Source organism: Gardnerella coleohominis, from assembly GCF_002896555.1.
Taxonomy (GTDB): domain Bacteria; phylum Actinomycetota; class Actinomycetes; order Actinomycetales; family Bifidobacteriaceae; genus Bifidobacterium; species Bifidobacterium vaginale_F.
The window spans coordinates 90,407-110,203 of record NZ_MNLH01000004.1 but is presented as its reverse complement, the minus strand read 5'-3'; the positions used below and the strand labels follow the sequence as shown (position 1 = coordinate 110,203).

The window sequence follows — 19,797 nt, the reverse complement described above, 5'->3', positions numbered from 1 at the left end:
GAACGCCAACTGCACCAGCGTCCCAAAACAAGCAAAATCAGACACTCGCGCAGAACGACGACTGCATTATCACGACAACCGAAAGCATAGTTACGATCCTTACGATAACATGAAAAATACGATTACAGCAAAGGAGCAAAGCAAAATGTCTAGAAGATTATGCGTGGAGCGCAAAGATGATGGCACATGGGAGGCTTCAAGCGACGACGGCGCGCGATTGTCTTTCGGAAAAGGCGAAGGAATGTTCACGCCCGTTGAACTAATGCAAATAGCGTTAGCAGGATGCACAGCCCTAAGTAGCCAGTACGCAATAGAGCATTCTCTTGGCGAATCCGCCAGCGCACGCGTCGTTGTAAGCGGAAGATACGACCCAGAAGAAGGAACTTACACGCAGTTTAACGAAGATGTTACCGTTGACGCGACTTCTGCCAATCCCCCTCTTAGCGATGAAGCTACTTCTGAACTGAAAGCACGTATGGAACGCCATATAAGCAAAGGTTGCACTGTGAAGCACACTCTTGAATCAGCCGCGCCGGTTCGAGTTATGGTGACTATTCGCAGATAAAGCGTAAAAGCGCCAACCCTAAACCAACAACCCCAAGCCAACAACACCCTAACGCAAACACCACAACAGCCCCAAAACAAACCAACAACACCCAACACATCGCGTGGACTATTCCAAAAAACATAATATACTGTATATGTTGTTTATGTACTGGGAGGAAATTTTGAAAATAGCTATTTTTACGGAAACTTATCCACCATACATAAATGGCGTCGCAACCCAATCGTACATGCTGAAAAAAATGTACGAGGAAATGGGTCACGAAGTATTAGTAGTGACAGTTGGATCCGAAAAGCAGTACAAAACGAAGCTCGTTGATGGAGTTGTTTACGTACCTGGGTTCATGCTTAAAAAGCTTTACAAGTATCGCGTGGCAATACCTATCGGCTATATGCGTAAGAAATTCCCTATTAATTTCAAGCCGGATGTGATTCATATTCAAAACGAGTTTGGCATTGGCGAAATCGGCTTGGAGGTTGCCAAAAAAGAGCATATTCCTGTTATTTATACTCTTCACACGGAATACGATAAGTTCTTGTTCTACATCGGACTTAAGCATTTTACAGAATTCTCTCGCAATATTTCTTCCAAATATTTTATGCGTTTTTCGAAAAATGCCACAATTATTACGAGTATGTCTGCTAAGGCTCAAGCGTATATCGATCGCCAAAAGGTGAATAAAAAGGTTATCGTTTTAAGCAATGCCGTGGAATATAAGAAGTTCTTGCCAACTCCTGAGCGACTTGCTTTTAGAGAAGAGTTCCGTAAAAAATACGAAATTTCAGATTCAACTAAATCTTTTGTGTTTGTTGGCAGAATAGGCGCGGAGAAGAATATTCGCGAGCTTATAGATAACTTTATTTATTGCGATTTTCCTCGGGAAAAAGCACGCTTGTTTGTGATTGGCGGCGGACCGGATTTGGAAGATTTACGCAAACACGTTTCCGAAGAAGGATTTGACGATAGAATTTATCTTCTAGGACCTATTTCGCACACTGAAATTCCGAAGTATTTGCATGCGATGGACTACTACACTACTGCGTCTCTTTCTGAAATGCATTCGCTTTCTATGCTTGAGGCGATGGCTTCTGGATTATTTGCTCTAGTTAAGCACGATAAGCCTAATGAGGATCAAATTATTAGCGGACAGAACGGCTATCAGTGGGATACTCGCGAAGATTTCAAGGCTGTTTTTAGCAAAGTTTTAAATATGAGCGATTCCGAGCAGGCGCAGCTTAAAGCTAATGTTCTTGAGTATTCGAAGAATAATGACTTTAAGACGCAAGCTCAAGAATTAATTAAGATTTATAAGCGCGCGATTGAGATGAATAAAGAACAGCTTGCTGAAAAGAAAGCTAAGCGTGATGCTAGACGAGCACGTTTTATGCTAAAAAAGAGCGACAATAACGAGTAGCGATAGTAACGAGTAGAATTCGAGTAAAAACAAATAAAAGTATCGCGAATATAAAAGAAAATAGCGCTATATAGCTTTATAAATAGCCATAATAGCGCTAAATAGCTTTTAATACATTCGCATCAGCGAGTGCCGTTCACCAATAAGCAAAACTCACTGATAAACAGCACTCACGCGCTTAGAGTAACGCCTAGTGCAGCGGATCGATTGTCTTCTCAATCTCCTTGGCAGCTTCTGCACCAGCTTTCGGCACTTCCACCTCGTGAACTCCGTTAATATCGTCTACAGGAATCGACTTAGTGTTGATAGCAGATTCTTTCGCCGCATCCGATTCGACGTATTTGCGTGGAACAACGTACACAGGCCTGGAGGAATGCTGAAGCAATCCTTGGCTTATAGAACCAAGCAATAGTCCTGTAAATCCGCCACGACCGCGAGATCCCACTACAACAAGGTCATGAGTCAAACTCGCTTGTGTTAAAGCCGTAACTGCAGATCCTGGAACAACGGAGCAATTAATACGCAAATCAGGATTTTTATCCAAAATCGGCTTCACGCGAGACTGCAAATCGTCCATATACGATCCCATAACTGCAGTATCCCCTTCCGCGCCTTGCACGCTAGGAACCGCAGAAATGACGTCTAACTCAGCATTCCAGCTGTACGCCAAATCGGAAGCAATCTCCAAAGCTTTCAAGCCCCACTTAGATTCATCCGACCCGACCGCAATCTTTTCAATCGTATTATTCAAATGAATACGCTGGCCGTCATCGTCAGTATACGGAACTACGACTATTGGGCAATACGCGTATGCAGGAAGCGAAGAGCTAGTAGTGCCGAGCAATCTTTCAGCAAGACCGCCTTTGCCGCGATTTCCAATCACGATAAGCTTATAATTCCTGGAAAGCTCAATAAATACCGAAGAAGGATCGCCTGTAACTATAAGAGTTGTGGCATCCACGCCTTGTTCTTTAGCAACTGCTTTTGCTTTCGAAAGTATTTCTTGAGCATCGCGATGAGCTAAATTGTCGTCTCCTATAGCGGAATATGTTGCGTCAAATGAAACCGCGGCATAGCTTGGCAAGGAGTATGCGCATACGATTTGCAATTGCAATCCAGCGTGTTTAGCGTAATTCGCCGCCCACCAAGCGGCCTTATAGCTTGCATGAGAACCATCGACACCAACAAGAACAGCTTTATCGTTCATAATTCACCCTCCAAACTTCATAGCACAACAGCACCGTTTTGCTTAATTTTATTACTTAGAATAAGAATAGCGCGTTTCTATCTAAGCCGCCATCTCGACACAAAAATATTGGATGCGCGACGACCTGCCTGAGCGCAGCATTGCGCGCGTAAGTAAACAAATTAGGGAAAGGTTCTTTGTTTTGTTTACTTATGTGGTGTGTAAGTAAACAAATTAGGGGCGCGACGACCTGCCTGAGCACTGCGATATAGCGTGCGAAGGCAACTCGGAGCGCCGAGCTTGCTCAGGGTTGAAAGTCCAGTGGACTTTCAACGCAAGCGAGGTCTGCCTGAGTCAGTAAAGACGAAGGCAGGGTGATTTATTTGGTATTGCATTGGGAGTTTCGTAAGCGAGCTAACTAGCGAGCTTCTTCTTGATTTCGTGGACTTAGAGGGTAAATAAGTAAACAAAATCGGGGTAGGGTTCTTGGTTTTGTTTACTTATGGGGCGTGTTGGTAAACAAATTAGGGGAAGGGTTCTTGGTTTTGTTTACTTATGGGGTGTGTAAGTAAACAAATTCGGGGAAAGGTTCTTGGTTTTGTTTACTTAGAGTATACAAAGTCTAGAAAATACGGCGAATAGAATAAGGCGCCGTAAAAACATACCTGATTGGGCTATATTGCGTACCGCCGTTTTGAGCATTAACAACCATTCCATTGCCGACGTAAATCGCCGCATGCTGGCCGTTTGCAATAATATCCCCCGGATGAGCTTCTGCAAGACTTGGAACAGCCCTTCCAACTCCGGCTTGCGCGCCTGAAGTACGCGGAAGACTCACGCCCATCTGACCATAAACATATCCAACGAATCCAGAGCAATCCCAACCAGCAGGAGTGGTTCCTCCCCAAACGTATGGCACTTTGCCAACGAATTGAGCCGCAAAGTTCAACAATCCATCGACTGAATTCTCATTTGGAGGCGTAACTGTAAAGGTTTGATTTGCATCGAAACCTCCACGAGAAGCATCACGGCTAACAGTGGCATTGTAACCATTTTGAGCATCTCTTAAATGCCTGCGAATAAGCTCTTGACGGCGTTCAGCGGCGCTTTTAGTCTGAGGCACATTTAAAGTCTCGATGCCGCCCCATTTTGAGTTAGCGTCCACGTCTGTGTAAACAGCTTCTGTAAACAAATCACGCTTTACGCTTGTAACCTTTGGGAATGAGCGCGTAGCTGTAATAGCAGAATTGTTATTATTTGCAGCAATAGCGGTGATTGGAATCATGGCAAGAGAAAGCGCGCCAGCAACAACCGCGGCGAAAATACGTGAATAGAAGCTATTTTTTACCATCAAACGAAGGATACCACACGCTTTATACATGTTATACATGATTTTTTATAAAGATATTTGGCACGACAAAATACAAAACGAATACACAAAAATCAGGTTATTTCGCAAAAACCAGCAACAGTCAAACTTACCAGCAACGAATAAGCAACAGATAAATTTATCAGCAACAGCTAAACTTATCAGTAATGAATAAACTTAAAATTCTTAAGATCCTTAGCTGCAAACTTGCGCGAAATAGTACGCCCGTTTAATTCAACACTGCATTCGGAAGTCTCAATAGAACCATCAGGGTTAATTTTTTCAACAATCGCCACGTGACCATACACAATATTGGAGCCGGCCTGGCCAGGGGCAAATACCATAATATCGCCCTTATGACGAGCGGAATTATCAACCCAATACCCAAGTCGACTTGCCGAATAAGCCCACATAGCACCATCGCCCATGCGCGAGCCAACCGGCAAACCTAATTGGTGACGACGGATATAAACCCACCACGTGCATTGACTGAACTCATAAGCATTTCCAACGTCTCCGCTTTCATGATTAGGATTAAAACCTTTAGGCAATTTGCCTGCATCATCATCCATAAACAAAGCGACTTGCGGATTACGCGCAATAGAGCGAGACAACTCAGAAACATCAAAATCGTCTGTAGAATCAAGATTCCACTTGGATTGGTGTGAGGATGCCGTAGAAAGACTTTCGACGGCGACTGCATGCTTGTCGGCATTAGAATTCGGATTTTGATAATTATTATTCAACGCCGAACGATCATAAGAACGCGAAACTGCAACAGGATCCGAATATTTACTCGCATTTGCATTCGAAGCATTCGAAGCATTTTCAGCGTTGTTCTCATATGTCGAATTTAAAGCTTGCGATTTTGCGAAAGAGCTATATGACGAATCGTTGGCGTACATAATAGCAACAACAGAAGCAAACATCGCGGCTACGGTCGCAGAAACCACTAGTCTTTTATGACGAACAGAAGCAAGATGAGCTAAACGAATTTCTCGACGAGTAAGCGGAAAAGCGCCCTGAATTTCACTAGCTACAGAACTAGCTAAAGCACCAACAGCACTACCACCAACAGAACTACCAGCTACAGAGCCAACAGCAGAACGTGACTTTCCATGAGAGCCAGTACTAGTGGCAAAAAGCGACAACAGCGAATCATTTTGCCGTTTAGCTTTCTTAGCACCGTGCGCAGCATGTCTCATAGACCAACCACTCCTGACAATCCGTTAAAAACTAGGAACTGTAAAGGCGTAAAAACACCATATACGAATCTCTCCAATATGCAAGAATACAACGTGCCTCGGATGACTATACACGCCTGATTTTATAGGCAAAAACATAAGACTTTGGCACGATGTATCATGATTTTCATGAAGATTGCACCTATTATTAATCCAGATGCGCGCAAAGATACACCGAAAGCTTTACGCGTAGATTTGCGGAAGGCATTTTCTGTAGGTACGATTATCTGGCTTGTTTTATCTATTTTGACTGCAATTTTCACTTTTTTAAATATCTGCGGATTGTTCACAGCGCTTATTTGCTTTACGGGATTTCTAGTGGGCATAGCTTTGCTTATTTGGGAGCATTTCGACAGATGGGATTATCGCCGCTTAGGAAAATAACCCACAAGCACAACCCCACCAAGCAAACATAGCATCACGAACACAGCAACACATAAAAGCAACACAAGCACAGCAACACATAAAAGCAGCACAAGCGCAGCAGCACAAACACAGCATCACAAATGTGTAAAAAACGTAAATATTTTCATTATTCTGAAAAATATCGCATTTTCTAAAAATATTGTGCAAAAATAATAAGTATGCCTCTTGAAGCCACGATAATACTCATGGTGATTGTATTTGTACTTGTATGTGCTCCGTTCGTCATCATGATTATTTCGCGTGCCTTAAAACGGCATCATATGAGCGAAACAGTGTCAGCACGAACAGGCGATTGCGTCCATTACGCATTTATATTAAATCCTTCTAAACCGCAAGCTGAACAATACAGAGCGACCATTAAAGAGTATTGCAAATCGCATAAATTACAATACGAAATCATCGACACCTTGCTAAATAAAGACGGCAGAGCGTGCGCATTAGAAGCGCTTAAACACGGCGCAGATGTTGTCGTGGCAGTTGGCGGAGATGGCACTGTTAGAACGGTAGCGAGCGCTATGTCTGGCACCGAACACGCAATGGGCATAATCCCAATTGGTACAGGTAATTTGTTCGCAAGGAATATGGGTATACCTGTTGATAACGCTGATGCAGCTCTTGCTGTTGCTACTTCGCATGGATCGCAGCGCGTAGATATGGGGCGCGTAACTATTTTGGATAAGCCTTATGAAGATCACGGTCACGCGTTCCTAATTATTGCAGGCATGGGATTTGACGCATTGATGATTGACGACACAAATCCTAAATTAAAGAAAAATATAAGCTGGCTGGCATATTTCGAATCTGGTATTAGACATCTTTTCGCGCCAAAATATCACGCTAAAATAATTTTTACTCAGGAAGATAATTCTAAGCGCGTTATAAACGATGTCACTTTCCGTACTTTTATGACTGGCAATTGCGGCCAAATACCTATGTTTTCGCTTATGCCTGAAGCTAATTATCACGATGGACTTCTTGATTTTGAGATTATTGACACAACTGGCGGAATAATTGGATGGGCAAATTTGTTTGGTGATGTTATTCATCAAACTGTTACAGGTAAAGCTCAGCAAAGTCCTCTTTCAACTAATTCAATGATTGATCAATCGCAAGGATTGTCTGCAGAAGTATTTCTAACGCGTCAGGCTCCAGTACAAGCGGATGGAGATATTTTGGGATACACTAAGCATGTGCGTTTCACCGTTGAAAAACAAGCATTATGCGTTCGCGTTCCTGAAAGTTTAGAGTCTTCTTTGACTCAAAATACCACCGACTTACGTTAAAATACCACCACCGTGGCAAAATAAAAAATTATGGTAGCAAAAAATGCGGGAATGCCCGCCACCCCAGAAGATCTAGTCGACGTCGACGCTTTGGTTGGCGCTTACTATGATGAAGTTCCAAATTCCAACATTCCAGAACAGCGCGTGATTTTCGGCACGTCCGGTCACCGTGGTTCTGCTTTGAAAACTTCGTTTAACGAAGCTCATATTGTGGCTATTACGCAAGCTATTGCTGAATATCGCAAGAAAGCTGGCGTAACTGGCCCTCTTTATATTGGTCGCGATACGCACGCTCTTTCTGAGCCTGCTCAAAAAACCGCTATTGAGGTTTTGGTTGCTAACGGAGTTCACGTTCGCGTGGATTCTCGCGGCGATTTCGTGCCAACTCCTGTTGTTTCTCAGGCTATTTTGACTCATAATCGCGCAGCCGACGGCACTCAGCGTTTTAGCGGCGATGGCTTGGCTGATGGTATTGTCGTCACTCCTTCGCACAATCCTCCAACCGACGGTGGTTTTAAGTACGATCCTGTAACAGGCGGTCCTGCACCTGCAGAAGTAACTAATGCTATTGCAAACCGCGCAAATGAATTGCTCGACAATTACAAGTCAGTTAAGCGCGTGCCTTTCGAGGAAGCAATCAAGTCTGATTTGGTTGAAGGTTTCGATTATCGCGAACACTACGTTAGCGATTTGGCAAACGTTATTGACTTCGATGTGATTCGCTCTAGCGGCGTGCGTTTGGGAATTGACCCACTCGGCGGCGCAAGCGTAAACTACTGGCCACTTATGAACGAAAAGTATGGCCTGAACATTGGCGTTGTGCGTCCAGAAGTTGACCCAACTTGGCGATTCATGACTATTGACCACGATGGCAAGATTCGTATGGATCCAAGCTCCCCTTACGCAATGAAGGGCTTAGTTGATCAGCTTAACGCTGGCGCCTGGGATAAGTACGATTTGGTTGGCGGCACCGATCCAGATGCTGACCGTCACGGTATTGTGTGCCCGAACTGGGGCGTTATGAACCCGAACCACTACATTGCAGTGTGCGTGGAGTACTTGTTCGGCGGCGCTCGCCGGGATTGGCCAAAGAATACTGCTATTGGTAAGACGCTTGTGTCTTCTTCTTTGATTGACCGCGTGGCTGCTTCTATTAACGCAAAGCTTGTGGAAGTTCCTGTTGGTTTCAAGTGGTTCGTTGACCCTCTCTTTAGCGGCGAAGTTGCTTTCGGCGGCGAGGAAAGCTCCGGCATGAGCTTCTTGCGCAAGGATGGCCGCGTGTGGACCACCGATAAGGATGGTTTGATTCCTGATTTGCTCGCTGCGGAAATTACTGCGAAGACTGGTAAGAACCCTGCTCAGCTTCATCAGGATCAGGTTGCTCGCTTTGGCGAAAGCTGGTATAAGCGTGTCGACACGCCGACAACTCTTGAGCAAAAGCAGAAGTTTGCAGCTTTGAGTGGTGACGACGTTGAAGCAACTAAACTTGCTGGCGAGGATATTACTGCAAAGCTCACTGAAGCCCCTGGAAATGGCGCGAAAATTGGCGGTTTGAAGGTGACGACTAAGAACAATTGGTTCGCTGCTCGCCCATCTGGTACCGAAAATATTTACAAGGTTTACGCTGAGTCATTCGTTTCTCCAGAAGCACTTGACAAGGTTCTTGAGGAAGCTACTGCCGTAGTTGACAAGGCTTTGTTGTAGAATGTAAGCGTATACGTCAAAAACGTTACAACAACGTGTCAAAATGTATAAAACTTGCGTTAAGATGAGAAATCATTTTAGCGCAAGTTTTATTTTTACGCTCTGAAATCTGTTTAATCTGTATTTTGCTGTGTATTTGGCTATATTTGGCTGATTGACGATATTTTTGAGAATTAACCCGTATTCCGTCACACTTAAGCTATTAGCGCCGTTTGACTATCTCACTGCAAAATAAAGCACGCACATACTACTAAAAATACGTGCGTGCCATAAAACTGGGCAAAAAGCCCTAGCGCAGAACACAAACTGCACCAGTGTCTCAAAACCACCAAAATGAGACACTAACGCAGAAAGCGTACTGCGCGAGTGTCCCAAAACAAGCAAAATCAGACACTAACGCAGAACACAAACTGCGAGAGTGTCCGAAGAATAGCCAGCGAGCGCAAAAGGTGACTTACATACCACTCAATTAACGCTCGCTTATTCGTTACAGCCGGAGCCGCTTGAACATTAACTTGAGTTTGAAGAGCAGATTGCCGTTTCGAAGCGCTTCAGCCGAAGCATCGCAGTGCTTGCTGTCGGTTAGCGCGCCAAATCCGTTGCCGCTAAGCACTGATCCAAGCCATCCGCGCCTTCCGAATGCGCCGGATGCCAAGAACAGCGCAAACAGCACGCCGAACATGAAGCTGAACCATATTGCAGCCTGACCGCCGCTGTAAGGCAGCGCAACCGGACGCACCAAGTATCCGAAGCTGAAGTATCCGACTAAGTGACCCTTACCGTTGTTATCACCAAAGCCGTCGCTCTCATTATCGGACTTATCTTTTGCACGTCCGTACAAAGCGTACTCAACTCCGTCACCGTCAGTCTTTAGCTGCTTGAACGCCGAAGCATCTATGGAGCCATTGCTCATTATCGACTTGCAAGTGCCAAAATCAGTTGAACCTCCAGCCTTATTGACTTTGCATGCGTACAAGCTAAGGTCACTGAGTCTAGAGAAGCTATCGTAGTCGTCGTGAACATCCGCAAACAGAGTCTTTCCACTCTCCTTGCTTTCCGACTTCGAAACTTTTCCGTCCTTGTCGTATTCCACAGGATTACCCTCAACCGTGAGCTTAGAGTAGTCCTTCTCATCCATTGCTACAACGTAAGGATTATTAGCATCTGTGTGCCCACTTAGAAGCGATCCTGCAGTTGCAGCAACAGTTGGCTTAACGTTATCAACAGGCACTAGATACACAGGCATTACGAATTCGTAATTGGCATCGTTATTCCAGCCGCCTTCTTTGCCTCGCGTTTTATGAGTATCTCCAACCCAACTATCACCGTATGTCATAATAACTGACAAACGATCACTTGGATTTTCGAAAATCTTATGACCGATTAACCTCTTATCAATCGCGCCAGACCTACCCCATGCGCCAATATTAGCAAAATCAGTAAGCGAAAGACCAGTATTACTACTTTCAGACGTTACGCCAGAGCTATTAGGAATAGGATATGAACCGCCGCCACCGACCTTTGGAATCATATCTATGACGTTTACGTACCAAGTTTCTGCAGCAGCAGAGCCACCATTGTCGTTACTAGCGCCGTTAGCGCCAGACCTATGGTCTTCAGACGGATCATACGTATAGAAATGATTAGTCCCATCAAAGCTGAAGCCGTTTCGGTTATGCTCACCATCGACCTTATCGCTACCTTTTACTTCCGGCAGCAAAGATGGCTGGCAATCAGCAAACGACCAGTCACTTCCATCAACATACTTTCCACACTCATTTGCTGGATGCAAAGCATCGTTACGCTTAAGCTTCAACGCAGATTGCAAATCATTAAGGCTAAATTGTTTCTTAGTTGAAGCATTGTATAGATACAGAAGAGACTTCTTATCATTCGAAAGAATGAATCCTGGATCATCCGGACGATCCTTTACACGCAGAGCTTTATCACCCTTAGTTTCATCGAAGCTAGCAGGCGCATCAGCTAAGTAGTCTGCAGCACCCTTACTATCGCCACCATGCTCGCTATCGACGTTTTCAGGCGCGCGCAATCGTACAAATCGCGTAATCTTATTTTCTTGCGGATTTGGAACGAGCACGCGGCTTCTCCAGCCTCTAGTCAGAACAGCAACGTCTTGCTTATTTCCTACTTGGCGGCCATCATAATTAGGCAGATGCAAAGGCTTATGGTCATTGTCCATAGCACTATAGTCATACTGCCTGAACGTCACCATAGTTCTACCAGGTCCAAGCCTTGGATCCTCATTCGTAACGATTTCACTATCGCTTGGAAGCCAAATTCCCTTCCTTGGATCATTTGCAAAGTTGTTTTCGCTACGCAAATCCATTCGTATTGCGCGCTCCTCGTGACCGCTTAGCAACATTGGGTGTATTTGCACTATTTGACGCTTCATCGTAACGTCGAAGTACACGCAGTCAGACGGCTTAAGTTGACCTTCCCAATCGCTTGCCCTCGAGTAATCCGGACGGCATACTTCGCTAGGCTTTTCTTTTGCGTAAGCCATTGGCAGCACGTCAAGAGTATCTTCTGAACTAGCGTCGTCTCTATAAGAGTTTTTATCTTTTGCAGCACGGCCTTTTGCATTTTTATCTTTTGCAGCACGCGTACTTCCACGGTTTCCGCCGTTTCTTGCAGTCTTGTTTCCGTCTCTATTACCCGAGTCATCGGCAAGATCTTCAGGGCTTCTAACACCAGGCATACTACTCCATGGACCAACATCCTTGCGATCACGCGCTCGAACAACGCTTCCTGGAGCTAAGAAACCGCTAGGGAATGTTAGAACACCTTTCAATCCTTTATCAGTGCTAACATTTTCAAGCTTCACATCATCCGGCTTGGAAGTACCAGGGCAGACTTCCCAATGACCATTTTTTATCAATCCTTTACGTTCTATCCAGCAGATGGAAATTGTTTTGCCAATGCTGTTTTCTACGTCAGGCTCATTCTGGTTTCCACTAGATGCATTAAATCCATAAACAGCATTAGAAGCAGCTTGCTTAGCTTTTTCAAGCTCCGAAGCAGGGTGATAGTAAACTACCATTTTGGTCGCATGAAAACCTGCTGTAACTACAACCTTATAGTCGCGGTTTTGTGAGTTATTATTAAGCCATTTATCTTCTTTTGCAACCTCATCTGTTTCACCATCATACGCAACAACGGATGGCTTAATAACATTTTCCCACGTCGCCTTGAAGCATCCAACAACAGTTCTTTCACTTTGCTTTCCAGCACTATCCGTAGTTTCAGCATACATTGTAAATACAGTTTGCTTATCTTTGCTTGGATTTTGCAAATCCGTACTTCTGTATTTTTCAACAAACCTTCTAATAAGATGTTTATTCGTAACGCCATTACTAACAAACTTCACCATTGGGCTAGAAGTTTTACCGTCAGGATAATGAATGTCGTTCGCTTTAATATACACATTCAGATTATTAAGCAGCACTTTACTGTTTATACTATCCGGATACAAAGTAACCTTTATTCCATCTTTTTTATATGGTTTACCTTTACCCTGTTCGTATACATTGAAATCATCGTCTAACTTTAACGCTGAAGGCAAATTCATTGTGGCATTATCAGCTTCATACCAAGCTTTAGTGTCACCTGCATAAGCTTTCTTATCCAAGAAAACAAGATTATCGTTATTTACAGTGCAGTTATTCACATCACCATTAACCATGCATTTTCCGTGAATATCCCATGGATTACCATTACTATCAATACTCTTCGCACTAATAGTTGGCTTCTCACTATCAACCGGCATAAACCACACGTTTATTACGTTCGTTGTGTTATCTGGCGTCTTACCAGGTTCACGAAGCAAAAGATCGTTCGTAACCTGACCATTATTCACATAAAGTTGCGCATGCGTGAACGGCCTGTTATTTGCGTATCCCTCAGGCTTTGAAGTACCTTCACCGTACGCGTCGTAGTCGTTCATAGTGTCGACATCAATGTTCTTAGTTATAACGTCGCCAATATTTTCGCCATCCGCTTGACCGTTCAGATATTCACCGCCAGGCATAAGGAAGTCCTTGTGAATAGCATATTCACTAACATACTTATCTTCACCAGCATGTTGACTACCCTTATTTTCAATAAGCCTATCTGTAATATGTACTTCACTTCCGTTCTTCATATTTACAGAAGCATTGTAATCAAATGAAGAATCCTTCATAATAAATTCATTAGGCGTATACTTAACTAAATTAAGCTTATTTCGCCACTGGCACTTACCTTTTTGCGCAACATGAGTATCAGCATTCATAGATGCGGCACATGTATTGTCGCGCACAGCGTAATTTATTCCACCACCATCGACTGCCTTAGGGTATTCTCCACCCCACGCATCAAATTGCCTATTATCCGCCGCGCTCATAGGAGTTAGAGAAGGCTGTGGATTATTTTCATCTTTCGTATTGATACTAGGCGTACCTTTTACAAGCTTTAGCACATCCTGAAGGTTTAACGCCTTACCATTGCCGCCCTTGCGGTATGAGTTTATGTTCCACTTGTACACAAAGTATTGCGTGCCATACTTCTGATTTCCATACAAGCCATTTTGCGGCCCGTCAAATCCAGGATCGTTTCGCCCATCAACACTCTTCTTGTTGTTATCTACTAATCCCCACGTATAGTCCTTACGCATATCAACGAAGCGCGTCACCTTATGCTCAATCGGGTTAAGCGTAGTCTCGTCATCAGCTTCCAACTTATTGAAAACAAGCTTCTTTTCTGCATACTTCTTTTCGGCAATTTTTCCTAGCTGACCAATACCAGTAACGCCACCTAAGCACAGCTTCCACTGCTGCTCCCTCTCCACCGCGCATGAGTATTGAGGCTTATCTTCACCATAAGCATACTTTGCTGTAGTTTTTGCAGGATTAAAGCCATTGTCGTACTGATCGTAAGTATCGTACTTATTTTCACCCTTAACGCCAATTTCTTCCTTGCGGTAGCCGAAGATTCGCTCGTTCCGCTTATCGTGCCTCATCCAAGAAAGCATTGCCACGATTTCGTTATTATTAAGCTCAAACGGGTTCACTTGCACTAAGCCGTTTGGCCACGCAATATCGAGCGGAAGCGGGTCTGATTCTTCGTGATCCTGAGTTTGGCTTGGATCAATTGTCTTCCAAAGTTTATTTTGACGCCGATCTGGATCATTTTCTGGCACAGAGTAAGTGTCTACGTAAATTCTGGAACCAATTTCCGCAAAGTATTCTGGAATCGTAATATTTCCAGTTACAGGATCAAAAGTAATTTCACATTTATCGTCGCCGTTAGCAGTGCAACCCTTGATATACTTTCCAAGATTTGCTGTAATAATGCGCTTACTGTATTCTTCAACCCAGTTTCTACCAGAACGATCTTCGCCTTCAGCACTGCGATCCTGATCCTTAGATTCTCCTGACTTATCTTCAGAATCTTTAGCATCTTCAGAATTCTTGGTGTCCTTGTTATCGGACTTCTTGCTACCGTTACTGCCTTTATTATCTTTACTTGCGCCACCGTTTTCTGCAGTATTAGCAGCATCACTCTGCTTGTTACCATCACTTACTTCAGGTTTTCGTACTTCAGATTTTTGCGTATTGTCCTTCTTAGAAGAATCACCTTCGTTTAGCACAGCAAGCTTTACACTACCACGCCTTCCCGGAACATTGCGCTTCTTAGCGTTCTTCTTAGAACTCTTCTTAGATGTCTTATTCTTAGCATTCTTCTTAGTCGCTTTAGAAATCTTCAAAGAAGCAGGCTTGTTACTAGTTTGCGGCTTATTATTTTGCGGCTTATTAGCTTGCTCATCCTGCTTACCGTGCTGCTCCTGCTTATCTTGCTGATTTTGGGTAGAGTTCTCCCCTGGTTTGGCATTATCAGTTTTTTCGCTATCAGCTTTAGCTTTGTTGTCAACTTTCGCCTTGCCGTCAGCAGTCTTATCGTCAGCCGCCTTGCCATCAGCTTTATCCTTATCGCCAGCTTTAGATTTATCTTTATCCTTGCCATCAGCCGACTTGCCATCAGCTGCCTTATCGTCAGACGCATCTCTGTCCTCTAAAGCAGCTCTATCCTCAGCAGACCTATCCCCTGCAGCTCTAGACCCATCCGGGCTTGCAGCATCATTATTGTGGTTATAAGTATTAACCTGATGCCAACGATCAGCCTTACTATTACCGTCTCGCTGAATAACAATGCCGTAGCAGCTGCCATCACTTGGGCAAATTGTATCGTAGTTGTGCTCATTGCCAGGCTTTTCCTTACCTCGCGCCCAAATTCTAACCATAATCGAGCGCACGCGCTTATCTTCATCCCAAGGATTCACGCGCCCAACATAATGTCCATTCGGCTTCTTATCCCACCAAACGTTTGGCAAACCATAGCCAGGAGATACAATAATCAGCCTAAGTTTCTTTATTACGGAATTACCTGCAGCATCCCAACCGTGGAATATCAAATCATGTACACCGTTATTTCTACTCTTATCTTCCGCTAATACTGTAGGAGAACCATCATCTTCAGAATTACCGCTGTTAATAACCCATCCAACTTGATCCGTTTGATTATCAAGCTCGCCATTTTTATGAATGAACTGATTGTAGCTTATTGTCCTAAAATCGCCGCAACCGAGGGTATCGCAATTATTCTTATTGCTACGCGGAGTGGTAATCATATCGAAATCATTGCGCACAACGACTTTTTTATTATCAAAGAATCTCTTATTTTTATTGTTAGTAAAGTATTCAGTAGCTTCCTTAGGCTTCACGCCAAGCAAAATCCTCTTATCGTCATGACCCTTAACCCAGAACTTAATTTTGCTATTAACAGGAATCTTCAAACCATCAGCTGGAACGTCAACAGGATTTCCATTATTCACGCTCACTTTTACATCCAACGTTGGCTTCTCGTAATCAACATACGGGAATACAACAGGTATAACAGTAGTCGAATTATCCCAGAACGTAATCTTTACGTACTTTACAAACACGTAATTTGGCAAAACTTTAGGATCCTTGCCATCCTGCAACTGAGCACTATACTTGTTGCGCATCCAAGTTCTGTAAATACGCTTGATTTTAGCCAAGACTTTGTCATGCAAGTCTTGCTTTACAGGATCTCCAGGCTTCAACTCCTTACCGTCATCACTTGTCTTAGGAGCATCGCTTACAAACCAAACATTACGCTTAGTAGCATTTTGCGCTTTAGGCCAGCATTCAGGCATGCTGTCTTCACGATTCTCACCAAGAGCTGCACGGTCGTCATTCACAGCAGAATTATCGTCGCTATCTACAGACCTAAATGAAATAGAAGACCTAGATTGACCGTTAATTTTATCCTTGTACTCATCAAGAATCTTAGAGTGGCCGCAAGGATTTACAACACTGACAATAGGCACTTTGGCAGCAACGCTTAAATCAGCATCTTGAAGAGTATTCGAGCGAGGCTCATCACCCCACTTATCCGTCCACTCAGCTTTGTAAACAGCAAGATTCTTAAGAGGAGTATTAGAATCTCCATCCGGATTAACAGTCAAATAGTTAGCATCAAGCGGATAAGGGTTTGTATTAGCGCCCTTCTTCTGCCTTATGGAACCATACCTATTTCTTGAACCATACTCAGTCAGATTAACAGGCAGGAACAAGTTAGGATCGAAAGCCATTACCTGCTTATACAAGTCAGAACGCTTACCAACAAAATTCACGAACCCAGCATTATTATCACGATCATCAATAATAAGAGGATTAGGAAGCGGCTGATCGTAAGAATAATACTTAGGAGTCTTGTTATTTTCGTCATATTCCTCAGTTTGCAAAGGCTTAAACACATCCGCTTGCGTAATAATCCTATACCACAAATCCTGAGTTTCGCTCATGTGATACGTTCTATCGTTATATCTAAGCTCAAGCTTGTGTCTACCAGGCTCTGAATCCTTCGTAGTATGGTCGTTCATACCAGGATTACGGAACCACTGATTACCTCGAGCATAGCCGTTATTCGGGGAATAATAATCAGGCAATAAGCGTATATCTTGATCCTCGTTCATAAGATTTGAGTATCCCAAAGGCTTATTTACTATTCCAAGTAACACACTAGAGAATGAAATATGCCTATTAGTAAGATAATTACCGCTGTCACTGTTGTACGGACCCAAACCAGTACCCTTAAGGAAGTGGTATCTAGGAGCCTGAATATCCATAATTCGCGGCGCACCATACCACTGCTGATGCATGATAGTGTACATGTAAAGGTTAGCGTCACGTCCAAAATTAGTCATGGAGTATTTACCGGCTTTAGTAATACCGAACGGATCATTAGCACCATAAAAGCCGCTACTCATATCTCTATGACCGAAGTAAGATCCTGCAGCGTAGAAGAATGAAAAGTTTTCGCAACCTGTTCCATCTCCCTTGTTAGCAGTGCAATATGAGTTTTCTTTATTCGTAGAAGTTGTAGTAGTGAAGTGAATCTTGTAAGTATAAGCAATCTCACCAGATTTAATATTGTTCACAAAACCAAACACGCGCTGCGTGTCATCTTTTATAGACCAATAAAGATTTTGTACGAGAGCAACATAAGCAGGGCTATAGCCTCTGTTATAGCTTCCTTCAACTTTAGGAACAACTCTAAGATCGCCTTCATCCAAAGCAGCATAGCTACTAGACTTAATGCAGTCCAAACCTTGACCACCATCACGGCACTTACCAAAATCCCTACTATTCAAATCAGTAGTTGTCATAGCGGATGGAAGGAGCCTAGAATAATTGCCGTTCTGACTGTCGTTGTCGCCTTTCATCTTTCCCCAAGCTGCGGTAAGATCATCACCCGGAGCAAAATCGCTACTCTTCACTTCCTTACTGCACAAACCGTTAGGATTATCCCAAGAGAAGGAGCAAGTTTCGCGAGGAGGCTTATAATTATCAAGATTTCCGCCATGATTTTTCTTGTACTGATTCTGCTTATACAAAGCAGTATCTTCCCTACCGCTGTAAAGAACTCGCTGAATATACTGCCTTCCGCCTTCGCTACCTTTGTCTAGAATCTGACCTTTTGGAATCGTAAAGTAATTAAAAGCACCACCAGCGCCCTGAGTACGACCGCCAGCGTTAAAAATAATATCCCACACGAATCCGCCGCCGGAAAGCTTAGGCGTGCGCTTTACAAACACAAAGTCTGCAGTGTCGTCAACAGGCACGTTCATTCTATCGACGCCGGAACCCTTATGGTTAAATGCCATATTGCGGAAGCGGCCCATAATAAAAGTGCCCTTAGGGTACGGAGTGAAGTAAGTTGCGCCGTAATGATCCGTGCCGGAAGGATCTTCAGGCACAGGACCGTTCTCGTAGTGGCCACGAGGTCTCGTTGCTGCACCAATAAATGGGTCGCCGGAATCCAAGTTGTATCCAAGACTATTAACATCCAAATCGTGACCGTTCGTGGCTCGCAAACCAGCGCCGTCGCCGTCAGTAGTAATGCATGCGCCTAAAGCGTAATCCTTGTTGCACCCAGGGTGATACACTTCGTAAGATTCGCGAGCTGAGTAATTCTTAGCTTCGCGGTTTTGCGCTTTTGCTTGGGCTTCTTCTGCAGCGCGCTCAAAAAGTGACGATCTTGATTGGGAGCCGTACAGGGAGGCTAAGCCTGATGATGAGCCGAATGGGGAGGCTGCGCCTCCTGAGTAAGATGATTCTGCGCCATTACCTGAGCCATTACCTAAGCTATTGCCTAGCAAAGAGCTATTGCCTAGCAAAGAGCTATTGCCTAAGCCATTGACTAAGCCTAAGCCTAATGGAGAGCCTGCTCCTGCACCAAAGCCGTTGCCCGCGCCGTTGCCCGCGCCATTGTCTAGCTGAGAAGAATTGATATATCGTTGTAATGAATTTGAATCTAAATTATTTGATCCGTTTGCGGATGGATTGCCGGAAGTAGCCGAAGTTCCGTTGCCGTTAGAGTTGCCGGAATTAGCGGAATTGTTGGCATTACCGGATTTCTTTGAAGTATTATTTGCAGTACTATTTGCAGTATTAGCAGAAGATGCAGTATTAGTAGAAGTATTAGATGCAGATTCGTGCGAATTTGTCCCCGTTGCATTAGTTTCTGCTGCTTGCGCAGTATAAGTAGTGATGCACATCGGCAGCCACATCGCCACCGAAATCAGGCAAATAAGAATAGTTTTAGCAATATTTTGGGCATATTTATATGAATAGACGAAAATGTTTCGCAAAATCGTCAAAATACTGCTCATAATTCCACTTAAACTCTTCATTATAATCATTTTATTGTGCACCCCAATGCACATATTCGTACGCGCGACGACCTGCTTGAGCACTGCGATATAGCGTGCGAAAGCAACTCGGAGCGTGAGCTTGCTCAGACGGAAAGTCCAGTGGACTTTCCGTGCAAGCTCAGCCGAACGGCGATTAGCCGTGAGGACAGCGCTTCGCTTTTATATTGCTCGACCAAGCAATTCTTATCCCACACTACCAATAAACCGATAGTGTTCTCTAGAGCGCTCCGGATTTATTTGAAGCGCTGGACTATCAAACCTCCCGGATTTGCCGAAGTGTTAACACACAAACTTGGCCGGTAAGTCTGG

At 44.0% G+C, this 19,797-nt stretch carries 9 protein-coding genes; 5 read left to right on the top strand and 4 right to left on the bottom strand.

All coding sequences use genetic code 11. The features are described 5' to 3' along the window. Positions 1 to 145: 145 nt before the first annotated feature. Together BFS05_RS05045 and BFS05_RS05040 are read left to right on the top strand one after the other, a co-directional pair. Complete coding sequence (locus BFS05_RS05045) at positions 146 to 565, top strand: OsmC family protein (RefSeq protein WP_103084892.1); 420 nt, start codon at positions 146 to 148, stop codon at positions 563 to 565. A gap of 163 nt (positions 566 to 728) precedes the next feature. Further along, positions 729 to 1,979, top strand: coding sequence for a glycosyltransferase (locus BFS05_RS05040; protein WP_103084912.1), 1,251 nt, complete (start codon positions 729 to 731; stop codon positions 1,977 to 1,979). Positions 1,980 to 2,169: 190 nt separating this feature from the next. On the opposite strand, the gene BFS05_RS05035 is transcribed toward BFS05_RS05040, so the two are convergent. The 3 genes from BFS05_RS05035 to BFS05_RS05025 all read right to left on the bottom strand — a co-directional run bounded on the left by BFS05_RS05035 (position 2,170) and on the right by BFS05_RS05025 (position 5,739). Next, the gene (locus tag BFS05_RS05035; RefSeq protein ID WP_180978613.1) at positions 2,170 to 3,189 is read right to left on the bottom strand and encodes a universal stress protein; all 1,020 of its coding nucleotides are present in this window, start codon (positions 3,187 to 3,189) and stop codon (positions 2,170 to 2,172) included. 598 nt (positions 3,190 to 3,787) lie between these two features. Further along, positions 3,788 to 4,516: a C40 family peptidase gene (locus BFS05_RS05030; RefSeq protein ID WP_103084890.1), complete on the bottom strand. Its 729-nt coding sequence runs from the start codon at positions 4,514 to 4,516 to the stop codon at positions 3,788 to 3,790. 179 nt (positions 4,517 to 4,695) lie between these two features. Further along, positions 4,696 to 5,739: a CHAP domain-containing protein gene (locus BFS05_RS05025; RefSeq protein ID WP_103084889.1), complete on the bottom strand. Its 1,044-nt coding sequence runs from the start codon at positions 5,737 to 5,739 to the stop codon at positions 4,696 to 4,698. Between the two features lie 168 nt (positions 5,740 to 5,907). Here BFS05_RS05025 and BFS05_RS05020 point away from each other — a divergent pair, with 168 nt between their 5' ends. From BFS05_RS05020 to pgm, 3 genes are all read left to right on the top strand, one after another. Beyond that, the gene (locus BFS05_RS05020) at positions 5,908 to 6,162 is read left to right on the top strand and encodes a DUF2530 domain-containing protein (RefSeq protein ID WP_103084911.1); all 255 of its coding nucleotides are present in this window, start codon (positions 5,908 to 5,910) and stop codon (positions 6,160 to 6,162) included. Positions 6,163 to 6,362: 200 nt separating this feature from the next. Continuing rightward, positions 6,363 to 7,487, top strand: coding sequence for a diacylglycerol/lipid kinase family protein (locus BFS05_RS05015; RefSeq protein ID WP_374703770.1), 1,125 nt, complete (start codon positions 6,363 to 6,365; stop codon positions 7,485 to 7,487). Positions 7,488 to 7,517: 30 nt separating this feature from the next. After that, positions 7,518 to 9,191 (top strand): phosphoglucomutase (alpha-D-glucose-1,6-bisphosphate-dependent), encoded by a 1,674-nt coding sequence (pgm, locus tag BFS05_RS05010; RefSeq protein ID WP_103084887.1) that lies wholly within the window; start codon positions 7,518 to 7,520, stop codon positions 9,189 to 9,191. Between the two features lie 487 nt (positions 9,192 to 9,678). Here the strand turns inward: pgm and BFS05_RS05005 are convergent, their stop codons facing one another. Further along, positions 9,679 to 19,476 (bottom strand): putative sodium/potassium/calcium exchanger, encoded by a 9,798-nt coding sequence (locus BFS05_RS05005; RefSeq protein ID WP_374703769.1) that lies wholly within the window; start codon positions 19,474 to 19,476, stop codon positions 9,679 to 9,681. Between the last annotated feature and the right edge of the window lie 321 nt (positions 19,477 to 19,797).

Excerpts from the sequence above, each read along its gene's own strand:
- BFS05_RS05030 (WP_103084890.1), bottom strand. The coding sequence starts at position 4,516 with ATGGTAAAAAATAGCTTCTATTCACGTATTTTCGCCGCGGTTGTTGCT.
- BFS05_RS05005 (WP_374703769.1), bottom strand. The coding sequence starts at position 19,476 with ATGATTATAATGAAGAGTTTAAGTGGAATTATGAGCAGTATTTTGACG.
- BFS05_RS05020 (WP_103084911.1), top strand. The coding sequence starts at position 5,908 with ATGAAGATTGCACCTATTATTAATCCAGATGCGCGCAAAGATACACCG.
- BFS05_RS05025 (WP_103084889.1), bottom strand. The coding sequence starts at position 5,739 with ATGAGACATGCTGCGCACGGTGCTAAGAAAGCTAAACGGCAAAATGAT.
- pgm (WP_103084887.1), top strand. The coding sequence starts at position 7,518 with ATGGTAGCAAAAAATGCGGGAATGCCCGCCACCCCAGAAGATCTAGTC.
- BFS05_RS05045 (WP_103084892.1), top strand. The coding sequence starts at position 146 with ATGTCTAGAAGATTATGCGTGGAGCGCAAAGATGATGGCACATGGGAG.
- BFS05_RS05015 (WP_374703770.1), top strand. The coding sequence starts at position 6,363 with ATGCCTCTTGAAGCCACGATAATACTCATGGTGATTGTATTTGTACTT.